Below are 19,121 nucleotides of genomic sequence, written 5' to 3'. Positions count from 1 at the left end.
GTTTACGCCGGTATACACGACTTTTGCCGTTCGCACTTACCTTTGACCATCATCCGTCATTTACATGGGTGAAACGACCGCCTTCAACTTACTCACGTGACTAATATTCTCGAAGTCCACCACATTGTTAAACAGTATGCCGAACACCGGGCATTGGACGATGTAAGTCTGTCGGTGCCCCAGGGCAGCATTTTTGGCTTACTAGGGCCGAACGGGGCCGGCAAAACATCACTGATACGTATCATCAACCAGATTACGGCTCCCGATGCCGGTGAGGTTATTCTGGGGGGTGAACACCTCAAACCCGACCACATCCGACGTATCGGCTATCTTCCTGAAGAGCGGGGGCTGTATAAAAAAATGAAGGTTGGTGAACAACTGCTTTACCTGGCCCAACTAAAGGGGTTGACCGAAAAGCAGGCGATGGATAAGCTAAAAACCTGGTTCATTAAATTCGACATCAAAACCTGGTGGAATAAGCACATCGAAGACCTGTCGAAGGGCATGCAGCAGAAAGTGCAGTTTGTGGCAACCGTCATGCACGAGCCCGACCTGATTATTCTGGATGAACCCTTTTCGGGTTTCGACCCGATCAACGCCAACCTGATTAAAGACGAAATTCTGGAGCTTCGCGATAAAGGAAAGACGATTATCTTCTCAACGCACCGGATGGAATCCGTCGAAGAACTCTGCGATTACATTGCGCTGTTAAACCGGTCGCATAAGGTACTCGACGGAGCAAAGCGGGCCATTAAGGAGCAATTCAAGACGCATACGTATCATATTGATTACCAGGGCGAAATCGGTACGTTGCCCGACGCTTTTACGATACTGGACACAACCCAACAGGACGACGGTTTCATTCGGTCTAATATTAGGATTCCAACCGATGCGTCTGTAAACGAATTGATACGTTATCTGATCGACCGAATTACCATCCGATCGTTTGGAGAGAATATCCCCAGCATGAACGACATCTTCATTCAGACAGTCGGCGAGAACAATGAGTGAAAGAGTGAATGAGTGAAAGAGCGAATCTGCCGGATGATATTCGTTCTTTCACTCATTCACTCTTTCACTCTTTATTTCTTTCGCTCAATCACTCATTAAAGTTATGCATACTATCTTTCTCATTATCAAGCGTGAATACCTGGTGCGGGTGCGTAAGAAGTCGTTTGTTATTATGACGATTCTGGGACCATTGCTCATTTTTGGGTTTTATGCTATTATTGGCTGGGCAGCAGTGAGTTCGATCAATCAGAAAAAAGTAGCCGTTGTCGATGAGAGTGGCCACTTTGTCGACCAATTCAAGAGCGATAACGAAACCGTTTTTTCGTATCCGAAAGAATCACTTAGCGAAGCCAAAAAGAAGTTTATTAAGCAAGGTTATGATGCCCTGGTATTCGTTCCTAAGGACGTAATTGATAAGCCCAAAACTGTGCAGATTTTTGCCGAAAAAGGGGTCAGTATGGCCCTGCAAAACAACATCGAACGAGCCATTTCTAAAGAAATTGAGACCATCAAACTTCAGCAGGCCGGCATTACACAGAAAATTATCGAAGATGCCAAAGTGAACGTCGACGCGCAGACCATCAGCCTGGGCGACGAAGGCGAAAAGAGCAGCAATTCCATCGCCATGACCATTATCGGTTATTTCTGCGCCTTCATGATTTACATCTCGGTATTCATTTACGGCACGCAGGTGATGCGTGGGGTGATGGAAGAAAAAAATAACCGCATCGTCGAAGTGATTATCTCGTCGGTGAAGCCATTTCAACTGATGCTGGGCAAAATTATGGGCGTAGCGCTGGTTGGGCTCACTCAGTTTATGCTCTGGATTCTGCTGACTATCGGACTCTTTACAGTAGGTGGTACGTTGGTTGGCGACAAAGTACAACGAGGTCGGGAGGCTATGCAGACATCGGGAACGATGGCCCAACCGGGGCAACGTATCGACACTGGTAAAGCCAAGGATGGAGTAGTCGCAAGCGTGATTAAGGCGGTCGATACGTTGAATATACCGCTGATTGTAGCCTGTTTTCTCTTCTATTTTCTGGGTGGTTATCTGCTGTATAGTGCGCTCTTCGGCGCGATTGGTGCTGCCGTCGACAACGAGACTGAGACGCAGCAATTTATGTTTCCTATTACCTTGCCCATCATTGGGGCCATAGCCGTTGCTCAGTTCGTAATCCGCGAACCCGATGGCGCACTTGGCTTCTGGACATCCATTTTTCCCTTCACTTCGCCCGTGGTCATGATGGTACGTGTTCCGTTTGGCGTACCGGCCTGGCAGTTAGCCTTATCTATGGTATTACTAATACTTGGTTTTATAGGTACCACCTGGGTAGCCGCCCGGATTTACCGCGTCGGTATCCTGATGTACGGCAAAAAAGTCTCCTACCGCGAGCTGTCGAAATGGGTGTTTTATAAGGGATAGGGTATTGGGCTTGGAGCATAGGGTAAATTTGCTTTCAACCTACCCCATGCCCCAAGCCCTTACCCCTCTGCCCTAAAACCCAATATCCACCACCAGCGGCTGTATAAGCCACTCGCGGGTGCCGAGGTTAAAGATTGTACGGAAACCGGCTTCGAAAGGTGTTTGCAGACGTAGTACATTAAAGACAAACGATACGTCGAGGCCGGTGGTCTGATACGTATGCTGCTGAGTTTCAGAGCCCCGTAATCGACCGTATATATCGCGGATATCGACTATACTCTGCCCTTGAGCGCGGTCGTAAAAACCAGCCGCTTTGATACGTTGGACGTAAAGCAAACGCCCTATCGACCAGTGCATATCGACTACCGGGAGACGATACTCAACACTGCCAGCGCCAATTTGATCGTCGCTGACATAGAGTTGACCGCGTGTGAAAAATACGACAGGATTGAAACGATACGTTTCCCCCCGCGCCTGCTGCTGATAACCTCCACGCAGACGTAACGAGTGATGACGACCTAAACCCGGAAAATACAGATTGGCCTGCACACCCCATTGCTCCGCTGTCAGTTTGCCACCAAACGGTGTATTCCGGTAGTTGATCGATAGAGATTGTCCCCAACGGGGTGCTACGTCGCGTTTACTTTGACGTAACAGGCGCGTATAACCCAGGCTATATGTCATGGCCTGAAGCGCCCCCGACGAACCTACTTCCGTAACAGATCGGAGGGGTAAATCATAACCCGTAACCTGTAGGTAATTGTAATAGGCTGACAAACTGGCCGATTCTGTGTATTTGGAATGCGTCAGTTGGAGCGGGATGCGTACACCAGCCGTTAACTGATTATACTGCCATTCATCCGTTCGCAAACTATCGGCGGGAATCACTCTATCGACGTAAAGCGACGTTCGGCGGTTACCATGCTGAAAACTTAGGTCGAAAACCGGATAAAGACCCTGATAACTAAGTAAGGCAAACGCATTTCCGACTCGCTCGGCCTGATTGTACGTGTAGCCAACTTCTACCTGCGTTGTACTCAATAAATTCTGCGAACTAATCCCGACCGACAATGCCTGCCCGGTACTGGCAACCGTTGGACCCCAACTGTAAATATTGATGGCATTGGCTAATCGACGGAATCGGCTTGGCTGATACGTAGTGGGTGTCGATACCGAGTCAGTGAGAATACGGCGTCCGTTTGCTGCGCCGGGTTCAAGGGTGGGTAATTTACCGAAATAACGTAACGGGCTGGCTGCGGATTCGGCATCGGACGTAGCAGGTTTCCAGTCGACTGGGTTGAGCGGCATATCCAAAATGCGCGATCCCGTTGCCGAGAAATCCTCGAAAGCCAGCCGTGTTCCCGACGGCGACACAGCCGCGTGGTAAGCCGCCAGCGGTCGCGATGTTACCTGAAAAACCTGCTTCGATTGAATATCTACCGCAAACAGATTGTCGATTCCCGAACGTGGTGAATTGTACAGAACGTAGTGACTCCAGGGTTGGGGATTGCTAATATTTTCGTTTACGCGGGGCAGCAGATCGACGCGATTATCAGTCTCAGTATTGATTTGCTGAAGCGTTTTCTTTCCGTCTTTCAACGTAACGCTAATGATAGTTTGGTTATCGGCCATCCAGCGCGGATGCTGATATAGCTCCTGCGACGAATTAGGAATTTCGCGTAAACGTTGGCCGGTCTTTACATCGAGCACAACCAGCCGATTCTGGTAACGCTCGGTGCTTTCAACTACAATCAACTTTCGACCGTCGGGAGATAGCGCAACGGCCAGATACCGCGTGCGATGCGTCAGACGAGTGTGCTTTCGGGTGTTTATATCCAGCAGTCGGATGGTCGAAAATACCCGTTGCCGCCAGCGTGGGTCGAAACTAAACTCAATCCAGCAAACCCTTGAAGGTGTTGCCGAAAGCATGGCTGGATCGTTCGGAAACCCTTGCACAAACAAGGTTCGCTCGCGTTGCTGTTTACTCAAAATCACCAGCCGGGGTGTATCACCCAATCCACTTTTGACGCATAAAACTGTCGAGTCGGTTAGGAACTGCGGATGTTGGTAGTTCGTGAAAACAGGATGGCGAGCGGTCTTTTTTTCGGGGTTGATCAAAAAGGACGTAGCGGACGTAATACTGAGTTTTTCCTGCTGTTTTTTCCAGGTGTCGATCAGATCGTCCATTGTTTTACGGTATAGATCATCCGTTCGCAAACCTGTTTCTGCTTTGATACTCGCCGAGAATGCAAACGGCCACGGAAACCGGCGGTAATTCCGGTTCAGCACGCGGCTCCAAACGTCAGGACCGTACGTACGTTTCAGGTAGGTCGTCATAAAATAACCCAATACGTAGTGATTCGGTACGTTGTCGCGGTACGATCCGCTGACGGCTTTGGCGTAGTCGAAAGGAGGTTCCGCCAGTAGATTCGCCCGCATACCCAGACCGAAATTAGGAATACGTCCCCGACCTGAATAACTGAACAGGGTTTCCGTACTCACGGCATCCCCTTCGGCAAACCAACTGGGAACGGTCAGTAGGGGCAATGAGATTCCAGCGCTCCCCAGCAGCGTATACAACCAGCGACCGTATCCCTGCAACGCTTTTTCATTCTGTACTACGTGACGATACTCGTGAACGGCCAGCAAATCGAGCCAGTCGAACGTACCGAGCAGGGCGGGGTCTTGTGGAGGAACCGCAAAAAGCTCCGACCGGCGCGGAAACAACGTAACGAATCCGTTGCTGTTGGTTGTCTGATTTTGTAGCAATACCGAAATCGGGCGCGGACGTTTCTCCAGCGACGCACTAACCGGTTCATAAAGACTTTCGAGACGCTGAGCTGTTCGTTGGGCGGTCGAATCGAGTCCGAGCGGATAAAGTACCCGAAAATGTGGTGTTTTCAGTTGGTACCACCGCAACTGCGGAGGATTCTGGTCGAGAACAGGAAGCGTCTGAGCTGTAGCCGTAATGGCCATCAGCAGACATTGAGCCGCGAGAAATTTGCTACGTAACATGGAGTATCAATGATACGCAGTTTTTCCGAAAAATGATTCGCACGACGTAGTACGTTAGTCCGACCAGGCCACAACCTTATCGCCCAATTCAAATGAACAGAGCACAGCACTTTCCTGTTGACTTATAGACTAACAATTTTCGACTTGTATGTGGCAGGAAAAAGATAACCAACTGGTCCGCGATTTTAAATTCGCTGATTTCAACGAAGCGTTCGGTTTCATGACCCGCGTGGCCCTGATTGCTGAGAAAATGGACCATCATCCCTGGTGGTCAAATGTTTATAACGAAATCACCATCAAACTCTCGACCCATGATGCCGGTAACGTAGTGACCGACAAAGACCGGAAGTTGGCAGCTGCGATAGATAAAATTTAAAGAGCGAAAGTGTGAAAGAATGAAAGAGTGGTGGTGCGGCATTCCGACTGGCGCAAGCTATTTTCGCTCTTTCATTCTTTCATTCTTTCGCTCTTTCACTCTTTATGAAATTATTCCTCGTGCCGACACCTATCGGTAACTTAGACGATATTACGCTACGTGCCATCAACGTACTGAAAAGCGCCGACGCGATTCTGGCCGAAGATACACGTACGTCGGGTGTTTTGTTACGTCATCTCAATATCAGCAAACCGCTTCATAGCTACCATATTTTCAATGAGCATCAGACCGTTCAGCGCCTGATTAGCCAACTAAAAGAAGGCAAAACGCTGGCACTGGTATCTGACGCCGGTACGCCGGGCATCTCCGACCCTGGTTTTCTGCTGGTGCGTGAATGCATCAAAAACGACGTACCGGTTGAGTGCCTTCCCGGTCCAACAGCCTTTGTGCCTGCTCTGGTCAATTCAGGACTTCCAAGTGTACGCTTTACGTTCGAAGGATTTTTACCGCATAAAAAAGGCCGACAGACGCGTCTGGGCGAACTGGCGGGGGAGGAGCGGACCATGGTTTTCTACGAATCGCCCCACCGCCTGTTGAAAACGCTTCAGCAATTTGCCGATGTATTCGGAGCCGACCGGCCAGCCAGCGTCTCGCGCGAACTCACCAAGCTATTTGAAGAAACTCAACGCGGCCCCTTATCCGAACTTATTCCGTATTTTGCCCAAAAAACTATAAAAGGTGAGATTGTCGTTTGCGTACAAGGAAAAGAACCTGTTCGTGGAAAAGCTAAGCGCACGTTTGATACAGATAAGGAAGATGAATAAGTTGCATAGGGCAAAAGGCATGGGGCAGAGGGTTTGGATGATTCTGCTCATCCTGCATTTATCATTTATCATTCATCATTCATCATTTGCCCAAAACCTTTCTCCTTCAGCCAAAATGAGTTTGCTGACCGTGGGACCGGGTGAAGACCTGTACTCGGTGTTTGGGCATACGGCCATTCGAGTGAATGATCCGGCTCGCAATATAGACGTAACGTTTGGCTGGGGCGGGTTTCGATTTGCTGAGAATAACTTTTACGTGAAGTTTTTGCGTGGAACACTGCCATACTACATCGACGCTTACGACATGTATCCCTTTCTGTACGCGTATCAGGCCGAAAACCGTACGGTGCGCGAACAAATATTGAACCTGTCACAAGCACAGAAAGAGAAGCTGTTTGCCGTTTTACAGACGAACATGCTGCCCGAAAACCGGACGTATCAGTACAAATTCTTCTACGACAACTGCGCCAGTCGTCCCCGCGACAAAATTGCCGAAGCCTGTGGCGATAGTTTGACCATACCAACGAAGGCAAAAATGACCGGAAAGTCGTATCGCGACTGGATGAACGATTATCTGGATAAGAGTGGAAAGACCTGGGCCAAACTGGGCATGAATTTAGCCATTGGTAATCCAGCCGATGAACAGACAGACGGCTGGCACGCCATGTATCTGCCCGATAACGTACACGACCAAATGGCGAAATCGACTCTGCGTCAGGGCGATGGACGAGTTGTACCATTGGTTGCCAGCGATCAAACACTTTTCGAAGCCCGCCAGACAATACGTCAGCAGCTTCCATTTATACTCGATCCGAACGTAGTGTTTGGTTTACTGGCTCTGGCCGTGGCCGTGTACACCATTCGGCGGTATATGCTGGCTGGCAAAGTCGACCGCTGGCTCGACCGGTTGTTGTTCGGCGTATCGGGTTTTCTGGGTTGGTTTCTGTACCTGCTCTGGGTTGGTACCGATCATGGCGTAACGGCCTGGAATCCAACGCTGCTGTACCTGATGCCGCTTCATTTACCCTTAATTTATTGGGCTACCAGACCATCGGCAACAGCCCGTCGGCGGACGGTATATTTCAGCGTTACGTCCATCCTGATACTTCTGGGCATGATCTTGTCGAACGTACCGGGTGGCGTCGACGTAGTGTACCCGCTGATGCTGCTTATTCGGTGCGTTGTCAACATTCAGGTAGTTCGTCGAGGCTACCACACGCCCGCGCGAGTTGAGGAAGTGTAGGGTTGTCCTAGTGTAATGTAGCCTGGACGGCTACAATCGTACTTATGTTCTACCTGTTGCAGGTAAGTTCCGTTACGTTTTTCCTTTATGCCCTAAAAGCATTATTCCATTCATGAAACGGCTAATTCTCCTCCTCTTCCTAATTCGGCTTGCCGACGTAGTAGCCCAGCCCTCCGAGAAGTTTGTTAAAGTTATCATCACTCCCGACCATGAAGACTGGTTGTATAAAGTGGGTGAACCTGTAAAATTCAACGTAACAGTCTATCGCAACAACGTATTGTTCAAAGGGGCGAAAATGCGCTACGAGATCGGTCCGGAAAAAATGGAGCCGACCAAAAAAGAAACCGTTACGTTGGCAAATGGAACGTTGGCACTGGACGGTGGCACGATGAAAACAGCCGGTTTTCTGCGGTGCATCGCTATCGTAGAACTTGATGGAAAGGATTATAAGGGCCTGACGACAGCGGGCTTCGAACCATTGACAATCAAACCAACCGTAGCCAATCCCGCCGATTTCAAAGCGTTCTGGGATAACGCCAAAGCGGATCTGGCCAAGATTCCGATCGATGCCCGTATGACGCTTTTGCCCGAACGCTGCACCGAGTTGACGAACGTGTATCATCTGAGTTTGCAGAATATCAACAGCTCCCGATTTTACGGAATTTTGTGTGTTCCCAAAAAGGAAGGAAAATATCCGGCCATTCTGCGCGTACCGGGCGCGGGTGTACGTCCTTACGCGGGTATGATCGCCGAAGCCGAAAAAGGCTTTATTACGCTTGAAGTTGGTATTCATGGCGTACCCGTTACGATGGATCCGGGTGTTTATGTTGATTTAGCGCGTGGACCACTTAATGGTTATCAGGCTGCTAACCTCGACGACCGCGACCGGTATTACTACAAACGAGTGTATCTGGGCTGCGTGCGGGCTGTCGATTTTCTGGTAAGTATGTCGCAGTATGATGGGCAGAATATAGCTGTTACCGGTGGAAGTCAGGGTGGAGCACTGAGCATCGTTACTGCCGGACTGGATACCCGTATCAAGTGGCTGGGAGCATATTACCCGGCTATAGCCGACGTAACGGGTTACCTGAACGGTCGGGCTGGTGGTTGGCCGCATCTGTTTACGGGCGATAATCTGGCCTACAATAACAAACCCGATCGCATCAAAACCACAGGTTATTATGACGTAGTGAATTTCGCTCGTATGGTGAACGTACCGGGCTATTATTCGTGGGGTTTCAACGACGAAACCTGCCCGCCAACGTCGATGTATGCCGCCTACAACGTAATACCCGGCCAGAAAATGCTCGACACGTCGTTCAAGGATACCGGTCACTGGACGTATCCCGAACAAACCGAAAAAATGACCACCTGGCTGCTAGGGCAGTTGAAGGGGGGCAAATAAACAAATAATGGAAAATGTAAAATGAGTAATGCGGGTGGAATTTCTCATTATTCATTAATCATTTTGCATTAATCATTATCAATTAATCTATGCAACTTTTTGTCAATACGAACCTCAACGATACGTTTAAAAATCAGCTTCTTCAGCAACTACCGACCAAGGTAACGCCGATTTTTCGGCAAGACTTGCCAAAAGAAGAGCAAGAAGCCGCTTTTCGGTTGTCTAAAATTGTCATGGGTAATCCACCGGCGGCCTGGTTTGGCAAATCGCTGCCAAATCTGAAATTCTGGCAGTTGGATTCTGCCGGTTTTGATGGGTATAAACAAGCCCAATTGACCGCACAGGTCGCAAACATGGGTGATTATTTTGCGTGGCCCTGCGCCGAAACGATGGTTGCAGGCATTCTCGCTTTATACCGTCGTATTCCAGAATTGGTCACGTTACAGAATCGTTCTGAGTGGGTAGGGGCACCCATCCGCGACCGAACTGGACTGCTACGTCGGCAGCGCGTCGTTATTCTGGGAACCGGTACCATTGGGCAGGCTGTCCGCCAGATGCTGACGGGATTTGAGTGTCAGACAAAAATGCTCGCCCGAACCGATCCCCAGGCTGACTTACACTCGGTCGAAGAACTGAAACAGGAGCTATCGCAAACGGATATTCTGATTAACTGCCTGCCCGGTACGGCAACTGGCTTTGTATCGGCGGAGGTGATTGCAGCCATGAAACCCGGAAGCATTTACGCTAATGTTGGACGGGGTAGCACCACCGATGAGCCCGCGTTGATTCAGGCGTTGCAATCGGGTCAGTTGAGCGGAGCCGTACTGGACGTAACGGCGCAAGAGCCACTGCCAACCGATAGCCCGCTTTGGACATTACCGAACGTATTACTCACGCAGCACACCGGTGGAGGACAACCTGATGAAGATGCTGGGAAAGTTGTTCATTTTCTGCGCAACCTAAACCATTTTATAGCTGGAGAGCCGCTCGAAAACGTAGTAGAATTGAGCCGAGGATATTGACGTAAGTATGGATAACCTACCAAGCCAAGAGAATGGCATCAATCGCCGGACGTTTATGCAGACTGCCGGTACGTTGGTTGCGTTGGGAGTAGGGGAGTCCTTACCCGCCGTGGCTAGTCGTATCGAGAAACCGAACGTAGCGAAAACGATACGTATCAAACAGGTAGACTCCAATTTTGAACGGGAGCCGCTAAATCCTTATCGGTTCAAGGGAAGCGCCATAACCGAGAGCTGGCAGGTCGCATCGCTGCTGGAGAGCGAGTCTGGCATTCGTAAAGTGGGGCTTTGTACGCAGGGTGTTTTATGGTCCGATGCAACTGTATTTTCGGCTCATTCCGAGCGGGTTGGCAATGCGCTCATGTACGCCATCAGCGATCGCGCATTGCAGATGCTGAAAAGCCAGTCGTTCACCAGTCCGATTACGTTGCTTGACGAACTTTTGCCTGACGTATATACCTATGCGAAAACGATCACGCGTAACCCCGACCTTCGCAAAACGTTTGCCCTAAATGCGCTGGTAAGCGTCGATAATGCCGCCTGGTTGTTATACGCGCAGGAAAACGGACTGACTAAATTCGACGACATCATCCCGGAAACCTATCGACCTGGTTTATCCTACCGTCACAAGAACGTAGCGAGTATTCCTTCGTTCAGCGTCGGCACCACCGCCGAACGTATCAAAGCGGCTGCCGATGAAGGGTATTTTATACTGAAGCTAAAAACTGGAGCCCCTGGAACTCAGTCCGAAATGCTGGAGAAAGATATCGCTTTTCTGACGGCGGTACATAAGGCGATTGGTAGCTACGAAACCCCGCATACCAAAGACGGGAAGATACCGTATTATTTCGACGCCAACGGTCGCTACGAGAAAAAGGAAACGCTGCTACGTTTCCTGGATCATGCAAAAAAAATTGGCGCTTTCGACCAGATTGCGGTGATTGAAGAGCCGTTTGAAGAACGTAACGAAGAGTTTGTCGGTGGACTGGGCGTTCGTGTGGCTGCCGACGAAAGTGCGCATACCGTTGAAGATGCCGCCGTTCGGATTCAGCAGGGCTACTCAGCTATTGCAGTCAAAGCGATTGCCAAAACGCTGAGTATGACCATGAAAATCACGCAATTGGCCTACGAGAAAAAAGTCCCCTGTTTCTGCGCCGACCTGACTGTGAATCCGATTCTGGTCGACTGGAACAAGAACGTAGCGGCCCGTCTTTCTCCTTTCCCCGGCATGACTGTCGGGCTTCAGGAAACGAATGGGCATCAGTATTTCAAGAATTGGGACCGGCTCGTAACGTATCACCCAAAAGCAGGCGCAAGCTGGACGAAAACACAACGGGGCGTCTATCCTACAGATAATTCGTTTTATGCCGAAAGTGGTGGAATTTTCCTGCCATCTACCCATTACGAAAATTTATTTACTCAACCTTAATTGAAATATCGGCCGGTCGTTTTGAGGAAACGTTAGTCATAATTTTGCCGCAAAACGACGCCTAAAGCCGTTTTTTGAAAAAATTTTCGTATATTTAAGGAATCGAACGAACGTACTATGTTCTTCCAAATCCGCTACCCATCCACTGGAATATCCCTGAGCGAAAGTCAATGATAAACGATGAAAATGAACCCATCCTGGACGACGATAATCAGCAGCCTGAAGCCGAGGCATCGGCCGATGAAACGGCGCTGACGGACGTCTCTGATGTGAATGAACAACCCATTGAAAATGCTGAAGAAGTCCTTCACGACCAAACGGTTGTGTCGGGCCTTTATGAAAATTACTTCCTCGATTACGCTTCCTACGTTATTCTGGAACGGGCCGTTCCGGCAGTTGAAGATGGTTTAAAACCTGTTCAGCGCCGGATCCTGCACGCCCTGAAAGAAATGGACGATGGTCGTTTCAATAAAGTCGCCAATGTGATCGGGCAGACCATGCAGTTTCACCCGCACGGCGATGCTTCTATTGGGGAAGCGCTGGTCAATATTGGTCAGAAAGAATTGCTGTTCGATACCCAGGGAAGCTGGGGTGATGTCCGTACGGGCGATGGAGCCGCTGCTCCGCGTTATATTGAAGTTCGGCTGTCGAAATTTGGCCTCGATACGGTTTATAACGACAAAACAACGGAGTGGCAACTGAGCTACGACGGGCGTAAAAAAGAGCCCGTTACGTTGCCGGTGAAGTTTCCGCTACTGCTGGCGCAGGGTGTTGAAGGAATTGCTGTAGGTCTGTCGACCAAGATTTTGCCCCATAACTTTAATGAACTGGTTGAAGCTTCGATCCTGATGTTGAAGGATAAACCGGTTTCGCTTTTCCCTGATTTCCAGACTGGTGGCCATATTGATGTTACCAATTATAACGATGGACATAGGGGGGGCAAAGTACGGGTACGGGCACGTATCGAAGAAGTTGACAAGAAAACGCTGGCTATTCGCGACGTACCGTTTGGCGTAACGACCTCGCAATTGATCGATTCGATTGTGAAAGCGGCCGAATTAGGCAAGATACGTATCAAAGCGCCCAGCCGGAACGTAGCGGCCGTGGTCGACAATACGGCCAAAGACGTTGAAATTCTGGTTCACCTGCAACCCGGGGTTTCACCCGACGTAACGATTGACGCGCTTTATGCTTTTACCGATTGCGAGGTAAGCATTTCGCCTAACGCCTGCGTCATTATCGGCGATAAGCCGCATTTCGTGAGCGTAACGGATATTTTGCGGGTTAACACGCATCAGACGGTGCATTTGTTGCAACGCGAACTCGAAATTCGACGTAGTGAGTTGATGGAGCGGCTACTGTATAGTTCGCTTGAAAAGATTTTCATTGAAAACCGGATTTATCGGAAAATAGAAGAGTGCGAAACGTTCGAAGCCGTACTTCAAACGATCGATAAAGCACTGAAACCGTTCAAGAAACAGTTTTATCGTGAGATAACCGAAGACGATCTGATACGTCTGACAGAGATTAAAATCAAACGCATCTCGAAATACGACGGGTTCAAGGCCGAAGAACTCATGCGCCGGCTGGAGCAGGAACTGGCTGAAACCGAAGATAATCTGGCGAACATTACCCGGTACGCCATTGCGTACTACAAAGAGTTGCAGAAAAAATACGGCAAAGGGCGAGAGCGTAAAACCGAAATCCGGGCGTTCAATACCATTTCTGCGAACGTAGTGGCGGCTGCTAACCAGAAGCTCTACGTTGACCGTGAAGGTGGATTTGTAGGCTATGGCCTGAAGAAAGACGAATATGTAAGCGACTGCTCCGACATTGATGACGTCATCGTGTTCCGGCGGGATGGCAAATGTATGGTCACGAAAATTCAGGAAAAAGTGTTCGTCGGCAAGGATATTGTATATGTTTCGGTGTTCAAGAAGGCCGACGAGCGGAAAATTTATAATCTGATTTACCTGGATGGTAAGTCCGGTATTTCAATGGCCAAACGGTTCCCGGTAACGGGTGTGACACGTGATCGTGAATACGATCTGACAATGGGAAATCCAAAGTCGAAGCTAACGTATTTCAGTGCGAATGATAACGGGGAAGCGGAAGTGATTACGGTGAATTTGACGGCGCAGAGTTCAGCGAAAATCAAACAGTTCGATTTTGATTTTGCCTCGATTTTGATCAAAAACCGGGCTGCACAAGGTAATATTCTGACGAAATATCCGGTTCGGAAAATCACGCAGAAAACAGCCGGTACGTCGACACTCGGCGGGGTCGATATCTGGTATGACGAACATCTGGGCCGACTCAATCGCGACGAACGTGGCCGCTTACTGGGCAATTTTGAAGCTAAAGACAATATTCTGGTTGTTTATAAAGATGGTCAGTACGAGCTAACCAGCTTTGACCTGACGAATCGCTACGAACCCAACGATATTGCCTCGCTACAAAAATTCGATCCGGAAACTGTGGTTTCGGCAGTGTATTACGAAGCGAATCAGAAGGCGTGGTACGTTAAGCGGTTTAAAGTCGAAACGACATCAATTGATAAGAAATTCAGCTTCATAGGCGATACTAAAGGTTCGAAAGCCCTGGCTGTCACGGTCGACCGTTACCCACGTATCGAAATTGTGCATCAGGTAAAAGACCGTGGTCCACAGGAGAAAATGGTGCTTGAGCCAGAAGGATTCATCGACGTACGCGGTTGGAAAGCGTTAGGCAATAAATTACCATTTGCAAAGGTTAAAGATGTAAAATTGCTGGCTCCGAAAGTCGTGAAGGAACCTGCTAAACCTGTGATCACTGCTAGCCCTTTGGCGCTCGAAACCGAGGAGGTTGATGAGAAGGATTCGGTGCAGTTAGGTTTGTTCTCCTGAGTATCTGATAATCAGCTAATTGATGTCAGTATTACATGTGACAAAATAGTGAAATCAGCGTGAAATGCTATGACAGCGACATCGTTATTAGGATTACGGACCGTGATTTATGCCGCTCCTGATCTGGCTTCTGCCAAGGAATGGTATACGAAGGCATTAGGTACTGCGCCCTATTTTGACGAACCGTTTTATGTTGGTTTCAACGTGGGTGGTTACGAACTAGGACTCGATCCCAATGCGCAGCCTGCCGAAGGTAGTACGTTAACCTACTGGGGAGTAACGAATATTGGAACGAGTTTGCAGCATTTTCTTGACTCAGGTGCTACGTTACGGGATAGTATTCAGGATGTTGGCGAAGGTATTAAAGTAGCGGCCGTTCGGGACCCCTTTAATAACGTAGTGGGATTGATTGAAAATCCGCATTTTAGTCTGGCGTAAATGGACACAACCTTGGCTACCAACTACAGTAATGAATCTCCGCCCGAGACGGCTGGTGTTCGTGTAGCCAAGCGCTTCATAAAAGTTCTGATCGCGGTTAGTTTTCTTGGAGCTACTACCGTATTGATCAGTAATTGGTGGGTGGTGTATAACACGCGTAGTCAGATTTACTTCGATATCGACGAATTACCCACCAATGATGTTGGTCTGGTGCTGGGAACCAGCAAATTCGTCAGGTCGGGTAAGGAAAACCTTTTTTTTCGGTATCGGATGGAAGCAACTGCCCGATTGTGGAAAGAAGGTAAAGTCAAATACCTGATTCTGAGTGGTAATAATGATTCAGAATATTACAACGAACCTGTCGATATGCAGCGGGCACTTGTGAAGCTTGGCGTTCCGGCCTCGGTGATGACGCTGGATTACGCCGGTTACCGCACATTCGATTCGGTGGTACGTTGTAAGGATTACTTTAATCAGGAAAAAATCACCATTATTTCTCAGAATTTCCACAATGCCCGGGCTCTGTATATCGGCAATCACGAGGGCATAGAAGCCATCGCGTTTGCCGCTCAGGATGTTCCCGATGGGTATTCATTCCGTACCCTCATCCGCGAGTACCTGGCTCGCCCATATGCGTTGCTCGACATATATGTAATACGTCCGCAGCCCCAAAAAGGCAATTGGGAGCGTAAACGGAATTAATTCGGCTAGTCAAATTCCCCTCTTTTAGACTATCAACGAAGAGCAAATAGATACTAGCTATTTGTGTGAGAGCGATTTTCATTATAAAAAATGTTACCGATAAATAAATATCAATAATTAGTTGTTGATTATTATATCAATAATGCAATTAGATAGTTTAATTATACAGTAAATAACTAACCTAATATGGATTCTTATGAAAACCACTTATTTAATTGGTATGGCTATGCTCGTAGGGGTAATGAATGCCTGCCAACCGAAACAGGAAAGTGCCCCTCCGCCTAGTCCCGTAATGTCATCGATATATAAAGAAGGTGGAAATGAGGAACTCGAAATAACTGTGCCTGAGACGGCCGGAGCCCGTGAGGCAGATGCCTCGTTTGGTACGCAGCAGGAAGTACTTCAATATATTAATGAAGCACGTGCGCAGGGTTGTAACTGCGGTTCCCAATACTATCCACCTGCTCCTGCGCTTAGTTTGAACTCTCGCCTGAACGGAGCTTCGAACAAACATGCCGTGGATATGGCTGATTACAACTACTTCAGCCATACCGGCCGAGACGGATCGCAACCCTGGGATCGCATGACGCGGGAAGGCTATCAATGGATTGCGGCAGGTGAGAATATTGCCGCCGGATTTACTGCCTCCCGGTCGGTTGTGAATGCGTGGCTTAACTCACCTGGTCACTGCGCCAATATTATGAATCCCAATTTTCAGAATCTCGGTGTCGGGTGTGGCTATAATATTAACAGTAACTACGATTATTACTGGGTAACTCTGTTTGGCACAAGAAGATAAGTATCAGGCGTTTACTACGTTTGGCAATCATAGTCAGACGTAGTAAACGTATTAAACGTAGTGCTACGTCTGCCAATCTGATACGTTAATCGCGTTTGCGACTTTGGCCTTCTTTCCTGAAGCCCAGATAAAATCCGGTGCTGTTGGGGTATAAATCGCCCGTATCGTTGGCAACGGCCAGATTAGCCGTTATGCCCTGTAGAATTGGAAGGGGGACAGAAAACGAGAACACCGAAGAAAATTGCTGTACTGGCGCCGGAAAAGGTACTTCATACGTACCCAGATTCTGACTGTACGACGCCTTAATCTGAAATCGTAAAACGTCGAGCACTTGCCCCGACAGACCTACGTGCATGACTGATACGCGGTTGTTGTTCGTGAACGCGTAGCGGGGTAATGTAGACTGACTGTCGTTGGAAGGCGAAATGAACGGAGTGCCCATCGTCAAACCAAACCGCGACCAGCCATCCCGATATTGAGAGTGATTGAAATAGTTATCGCGACCTTGTTGCCCGGTTTTTTCAAGAAATAAGGCACCGCCCTGACTTTCTGTGTACAGATACTCCAGCAGAATGTCCTGAATCTGAAGCCCTCTGGGATTAGGTTGCCGTCTGTTCCGAATGCGTAATCCATTGAGTCCATCGCTGATATTGATCAGGTAAAACAGCGAACCGTCTTCATAAATACTCTGACGATAGGCGAATATTGAAAACGAACGGGCACGAAATTCAAGGCCTAAGTCGATGCTACCCAAGTGATTACCAATTCGGTTTTCGCGGTCGAAACGGCTGATACGGTTTGTATCTACGTCGGTGCGATTACCCAGTGTTGAACCCGTTATTACGTCGACATAATCGCTGAATCGATTGGGTAACTGATTGTTTTTGATAACTCCCCCCGGTAAACTCTCCGTATTGCCGCCCCACATTACCTGATGATTGAAACCGCCATACAGCTTCAGCCGCCAGTGGGGTTTACCGAAACGGCCATACAGAGCCTTCTGGTGGAGCATTACGTTCTTTACGAACCGTACTTCTTCAAACCACCCGTGCGCATAAAAACCCTTAAAGCCAAAGAGCGCATTTCTTGGGAAATAATCAGGTGCGGCAATCTGAATCTTCAGCATCGGCAACGTATTACCCGACCACGCATACGATCCTGAACTCAGCGTTGAATCGACTATTCCGATAATTTCCCGCCGACGCCCTGTCCAAACTTCCAGGTTTTTCCCAAACCGAACTTTGACGTAAGCTTCCGGTATCAGTACGTTATACGTAGTACCTGCATTTAGGACGGCTTCTGCCCCCCAGCCCCAGTCGATACGTCGGTTCACAGCCCGCAAACTGTCAAGCCGGGTTCTGGGTTTGTCATGATAATCGACCCGCATGGCGTGACGTAACGTCATGAATGCGGATTCCTGAGGTACGATACCATACTGATTCGCTCGCAACCAGAAAGGAGTTTGGTTAGGTGTAGAAAAATAACCGCCTACTTCCGTATGATAACGAAGCGGTTTTGTTGTTTGCGCCGAACACCCGATTGTTACAAGCAGACCAGCAAGAAGCCGGATAGCATACCCCATATACTTTTTTAATTCTATTTTAAGCGGGTTTTATCACCGCTGAGTGTGTTAGAAACGGGCGATGATAGACGACCTGCATAAAATATGCCATGCTCTATAGTGACTCCTTATAGACGTAGTAAAAGTGATATCGTCAGTATGTTTCGTTGGTTTTTTTCGGAAGAGCATGAATAATGGCTTACCTTTGTAATTTGTTATGGATTGCGAAAAGGCCGACTATCTACAATCATTCCAGTAAATAGCCGGTTTTCTGAAAACCGGCAAAACCAGTTTGAAATATAACTGTTTATACATGAAAAGCAACTGAACTTTTCATAGCTTCAAAAACGAACTTTTTCTCTATTAACCATAAATTTGATAAACTTATTTAACTGCGTATGGTCCCTAATGACGAACTAATCCGCATCATTGACTTACTTAACACAACCTATGAAGGGGAAGAAGCCTGGCATGGCCCCTCGGTGGTTGAGGTGTTGCGAGACGTTACGCCCGATATCGCCGGACGACGCATTTCACCCAACACGCATAGCATTGCCGAACTTGTATTTCACATGACGAGCTGGCGCATTTTCTGTGTCAAAAAAATGCAGGGCGATGCTACATTCGATATTACAACACCTGATAAAAACTTCGGCGCCCTGCCTGATAAAATCGACGATTTTGAGTGGGAAGCCCTTGAAATGGAGTTGAGCCTGAGTCAGGAAGAGCTAATTAATGAACTGGATAAGCGCGACGATGATGAATTTCTGGAAGATATAGTTCCCGGTCGTGATTACACGTATTACGATATGCTGCATGGAATTATTAACCACGACATGTATCATACCGGCCAGATTATGATTCTCCGCAAAGCGCTTGCTTTCAAAAATGCGGGCTCTCGTTATGCCGATGAAGATGCGGGCGCTGATGAGTACGGATCTCCTTTCGGTAGCAGCCACGAGCATGATGATTATTATTGACAAAGAGC

15 protein-coding genes are annotated in these 19,121 nt (G+C 48.4%); 13 read left to right on the top strand and 2 right to left on the bottom strand.

The genetic code is table 11. The annotated features are described in order from the left end of the window. Positions 1–96: 96 nt before the first annotated feature. Together IC229_RS06675 and IC229_RS06670 are read left to right on the top strand one after the other, a co-directional pair. Positions 97–1,011 (top strand): ABC transporter ATP-binding protein, encoded by a 915-nt coding sequence (locus IC229_RS06675; protein WP_190886173.1) that lies wholly within the window; start codon positions 97–99, stop codon positions 1,009–1,011. A 103-nt stretch (positions 1,012–1,114) separates the two neighbouring features. Beyond that, positions 1,115–2,437 carry an ABC transporter permease gene (locus IC229_RS06670; RefSeq protein ID WP_190886172.1) on the top strand — a complete coding sequence of 441 codons (1,323 nt, stop codon included), beginning with the start codon at positions 1,115–1,117 and terminating at the stop codon, positions 2,435–2,437. A 72-nt stretch (positions 2,438–2,509) separates the two neighbouring features. On the opposite strand, the gene IC229_RS06665 is transcribed toward IC229_RS06670, so the two are convergent. Continuing rightward, the gene (locus IC229_RS06665) at positions 2,510–5,452 is read right to left on the bottom strand and encodes a TolB-like translocation protein (RefSeq protein WP_190886171.1); all 2,943 of its coding nucleotides are present in this window, start codon (positions 5,450–5,452) and stop codon (positions 2,510–2,512) included. Between the two features lie 148 nt (positions 5,453–5,600). Between IC229_RS06665 and IC229_RS06660 the strand changes: the two genes are divergently transcribed. From IC229_RS06660 to IC229_RS06615, 10 genes are all read left to right on the top strand, one after another. Next, positions 5,601–5,828: a 4a-hydroxytetrahydrobiopterin dehydratase gene (locus IC229_RS06660; protein WP_190886170.1), complete on the top strand. Its 228-nt coding sequence runs from the start codon at positions 5,601–5,603 to the stop codon at positions 5,826–5,828. Between the two features lie 104 nt (positions 5,829–5,932). Beyond that, positions 5,933–6,652: a 16S rRNA (cytidine(1402)-2'-O)-methyltransferase gene (gene rsmI / locus IC229_RS06655; RefSeq protein ID WP_190886169.1), complete on the top strand. Its 720-nt coding sequence runs from the start codon at positions 5,933–5,935 to the stop codon at positions 6,650–6,652. A gap of 19 nt (positions 6,653–6,671) precedes the next feature. Next, on the top strand, positions 6,672–7,895 hold the full coding sequence (locus IC229_RS06650) for a lipoprotein N-acyltransferase Lnb domain-containing protein (protein ID WP_223833892.1): 1,224 nt from the start codon (positions 6,672–6,674) through the stop codon (positions 7,893–7,895). 112 nt (positions 7,896–8,007) lie between these two features. Then, the gene (locus IC229_RS06645; protein ID WP_190886167.1) at positions 8,008–9,300 is read left to right on the top strand and encodes an acetylxylan esterase; all 1,293 of its coding nucleotides are present in this window, start codon (positions 8,008–8,010) and stop codon (positions 9,298–9,300) included. Between the two features lie 89 nt (positions 9,301–9,389). Further along, positions 9,390–10,322, top strand: coding sequence for a D-2-hydroxyacid dehydrogenase (locus tag IC229_RS06640; protein ID WP_190886166.1), 933 nt, complete (start codon positions 9,390–9,392; stop codon positions 10,320–10,322). 7 nt (positions 10,323–10,329) lie between these two features. Beyond that, on the top strand, positions 10,330–11,748 hold the full coding sequence (locus IC229_RS06635; protein ID WP_190886165.1) for an enolase C-terminal domain-like protein: 1,419 nt from the start codon (positions 10,330–10,332) through the stop codon (positions 11,746–11,748). 170 nt (positions 11,749–11,918) lie between these two features. After that, a complete protein-coding gene (locus IC229_RS06630) occupies positions 11,919–14,633 on the top strand; it encodes a DNA gyrase/topoisomerase IV subunit A (protein WP_190886164.1) in 2,715 nt (904 codons plus the stop codon). 69 nt (positions 14,634–14,702) lie between these two features. Continuing rightward, positions 14,703–15,071: a VOC family protein gene (locus IC229_RS06625; RefSeq protein WP_190886163.1), complete on the top strand. Its 369-nt coding sequence runs from the start codon at positions 14,703–14,705 to the stop codon at positions 15,069–15,071. Next, complete coding sequence (locus IC229_RS06620; protein ID WP_190886162.1) at positions 15,072–15,773, top strand: SanA/YdcF family protein; 702 nt, start codon at positions 15,072–15,074, stop codon at positions 15,771–15,773. 196 nt (positions 15,774–15,969) lie between these two features. After that, a complete protein-coding gene (locus IC229_RS06615) occupies positions 15,970–16,572 on the top strand; it encodes a CAP domain-containing protein (protein ID WP_190886161.1) in 603 nt (200 codons plus the stop codon). 85 nt (positions 16,573–16,657) lie between these two features. On the opposite strand, the gene IC229_RS06610 is transcribed toward IC229_RS06615, so the two are convergent. Continuing rightward, positions 16,658–18,154 carry a capsule assembly Wzi family protein gene (locus IC229_RS06610; protein WP_190886160.1) on the bottom strand — a complete coding sequence of 499 codons (1,497 nt, stop codon included), beginning with the start codon at positions 18,152–18,154 and terminating at the stop codon, positions 16,658–16,660. A 377-nt stretch (positions 18,155–18,531) separates the two neighbouring features. Here IC229_RS06610 and IC229_RS06605 point away from each other — a divergent pair, with 377 nt between their 5' ends. Continuing rightward, a complete protein-coding gene (locus tag IC229_RS06605; RefSeq protein ID WP_190886159.1) occupies positions 18,532–19,113 on the top strand; it encodes a DinB family protein in 582 nt (193 codons plus the stop codon). Positions 19,114–19,121 lie beyond the last annotated feature (8 nt).

The organism is Spirosoma profusum (genome assembly GCF_014699005.1).
Classification (GTDB): domain Bacteria; phylum Bacteroidota; class Bacteroidia; order Cytophagales; family Spirosomataceae; genus Spirosoma; species Spirosoma profusum.
This window is presented reverse-complemented; position numbering and strand designations above follow the sequence as displayed.

What these genes read in the sequence shown, in the direction of transcription:
- IC229_RS06670 (WP_190886172.1), top strand. Translation starts at nt 1,115, where the DNA reads ATGCATACTATCTTTCTCATTATCAAGCGTGAATACCTGGTGCGGGTG.
- IC229_RS06665 (WP_190886171.1), bottom strand. Translation starts at nt 5,452, where the DNA reads ATGTTACGTAGCAAATTTCTCGCGGCTCAATGTCTGCTGATGGCCATT.
- IC229_RS06660 (WP_190886170.1), top strand. Translation starts at nt 5,601, where the DNA reads ATGTGGCAGGAAAAAGATAACCAACTGGTCCGCGATTTTAAATTCGCT.
- rsmI (WP_190886169.1), top strand. Translation starts at nt 5,933, where the DNA reads ATGAAATTATTCCTCGTGCCGACACCTATCGGTAACTTAGACGATATT.
- IC229_RS06650 (WP_223833892.1), top strand. Translation starts at nt 6,672, where the DNA reads ATGGGGCAGAGGGTTTGGATGATTCTGCTCATCCTGCATTTATCATTT.
- IC229_RS06645 (WP_190886167.1), top strand. Translation starts at nt 8,008, where the DNA reads ATGAAACGGCTAATTCTCCTCCTCTTCCTAATTCGGCTTGCCGACGTA.
- IC229_RS06640 (WP_190886166.1), top strand. Translation starts at nt 9,390, where the DNA reads ATGCAACTTTTTGTCAATACGAACCTCAACGATACGTTTAAAAATCAG.
- IC229_RS06635 (WP_190886165.1), top strand. Translation starts at nt 10,330, where the DNA reads ATGGATAACCTACCAAGCCAAGAGAATGGCATCAATCGCCGGACGTTT.
- IC229_RS06630 (WP_190886164.1), top strand. Translation starts at nt 11,919, where the DNA reads ATGATAAACGATGAAAATGAACCCATCCTGGACGACGATAATCAGCAG.
- IC229_RS06625 (WP_190886163.1), top strand. Translation starts at nt 14,703, where the DNA reads ATGACAGCGACATCGTTATTAGGATTACGGACCGTGATTTATGCCGCT.
- IC229_RS06620 (WP_190886162.1), top strand. Translation starts at nt 15,072, where the DNA reads ATGGACACAACCTTGGCTACCAACTACAGTAATGAATCTCCGCCCGAG.
- IC229_RS06615 (WP_190886161.1), top strand. Translation starts at nt 15,970, where the DNA reads ATGAAAACCACTTATTTAATTGGTATGGCTATGCTCGTAGGGGTAATG.
- IC229_RS06610 (WP_190886160.1), bottom strand. Translation starts at nt 18,154, where the DNA reads ATGGGGTATGCTATCCGGCTTCTTGCTGGTCTGCTTGTAACAATCGGG.
- IC229_RS06605 (WP_190886159.1), top strand. Translation starts at nt 18,532, where the DNA reads ATGGTCCCTAATGACGAACTAATCCGCATCATTGACTTACTTAACACA.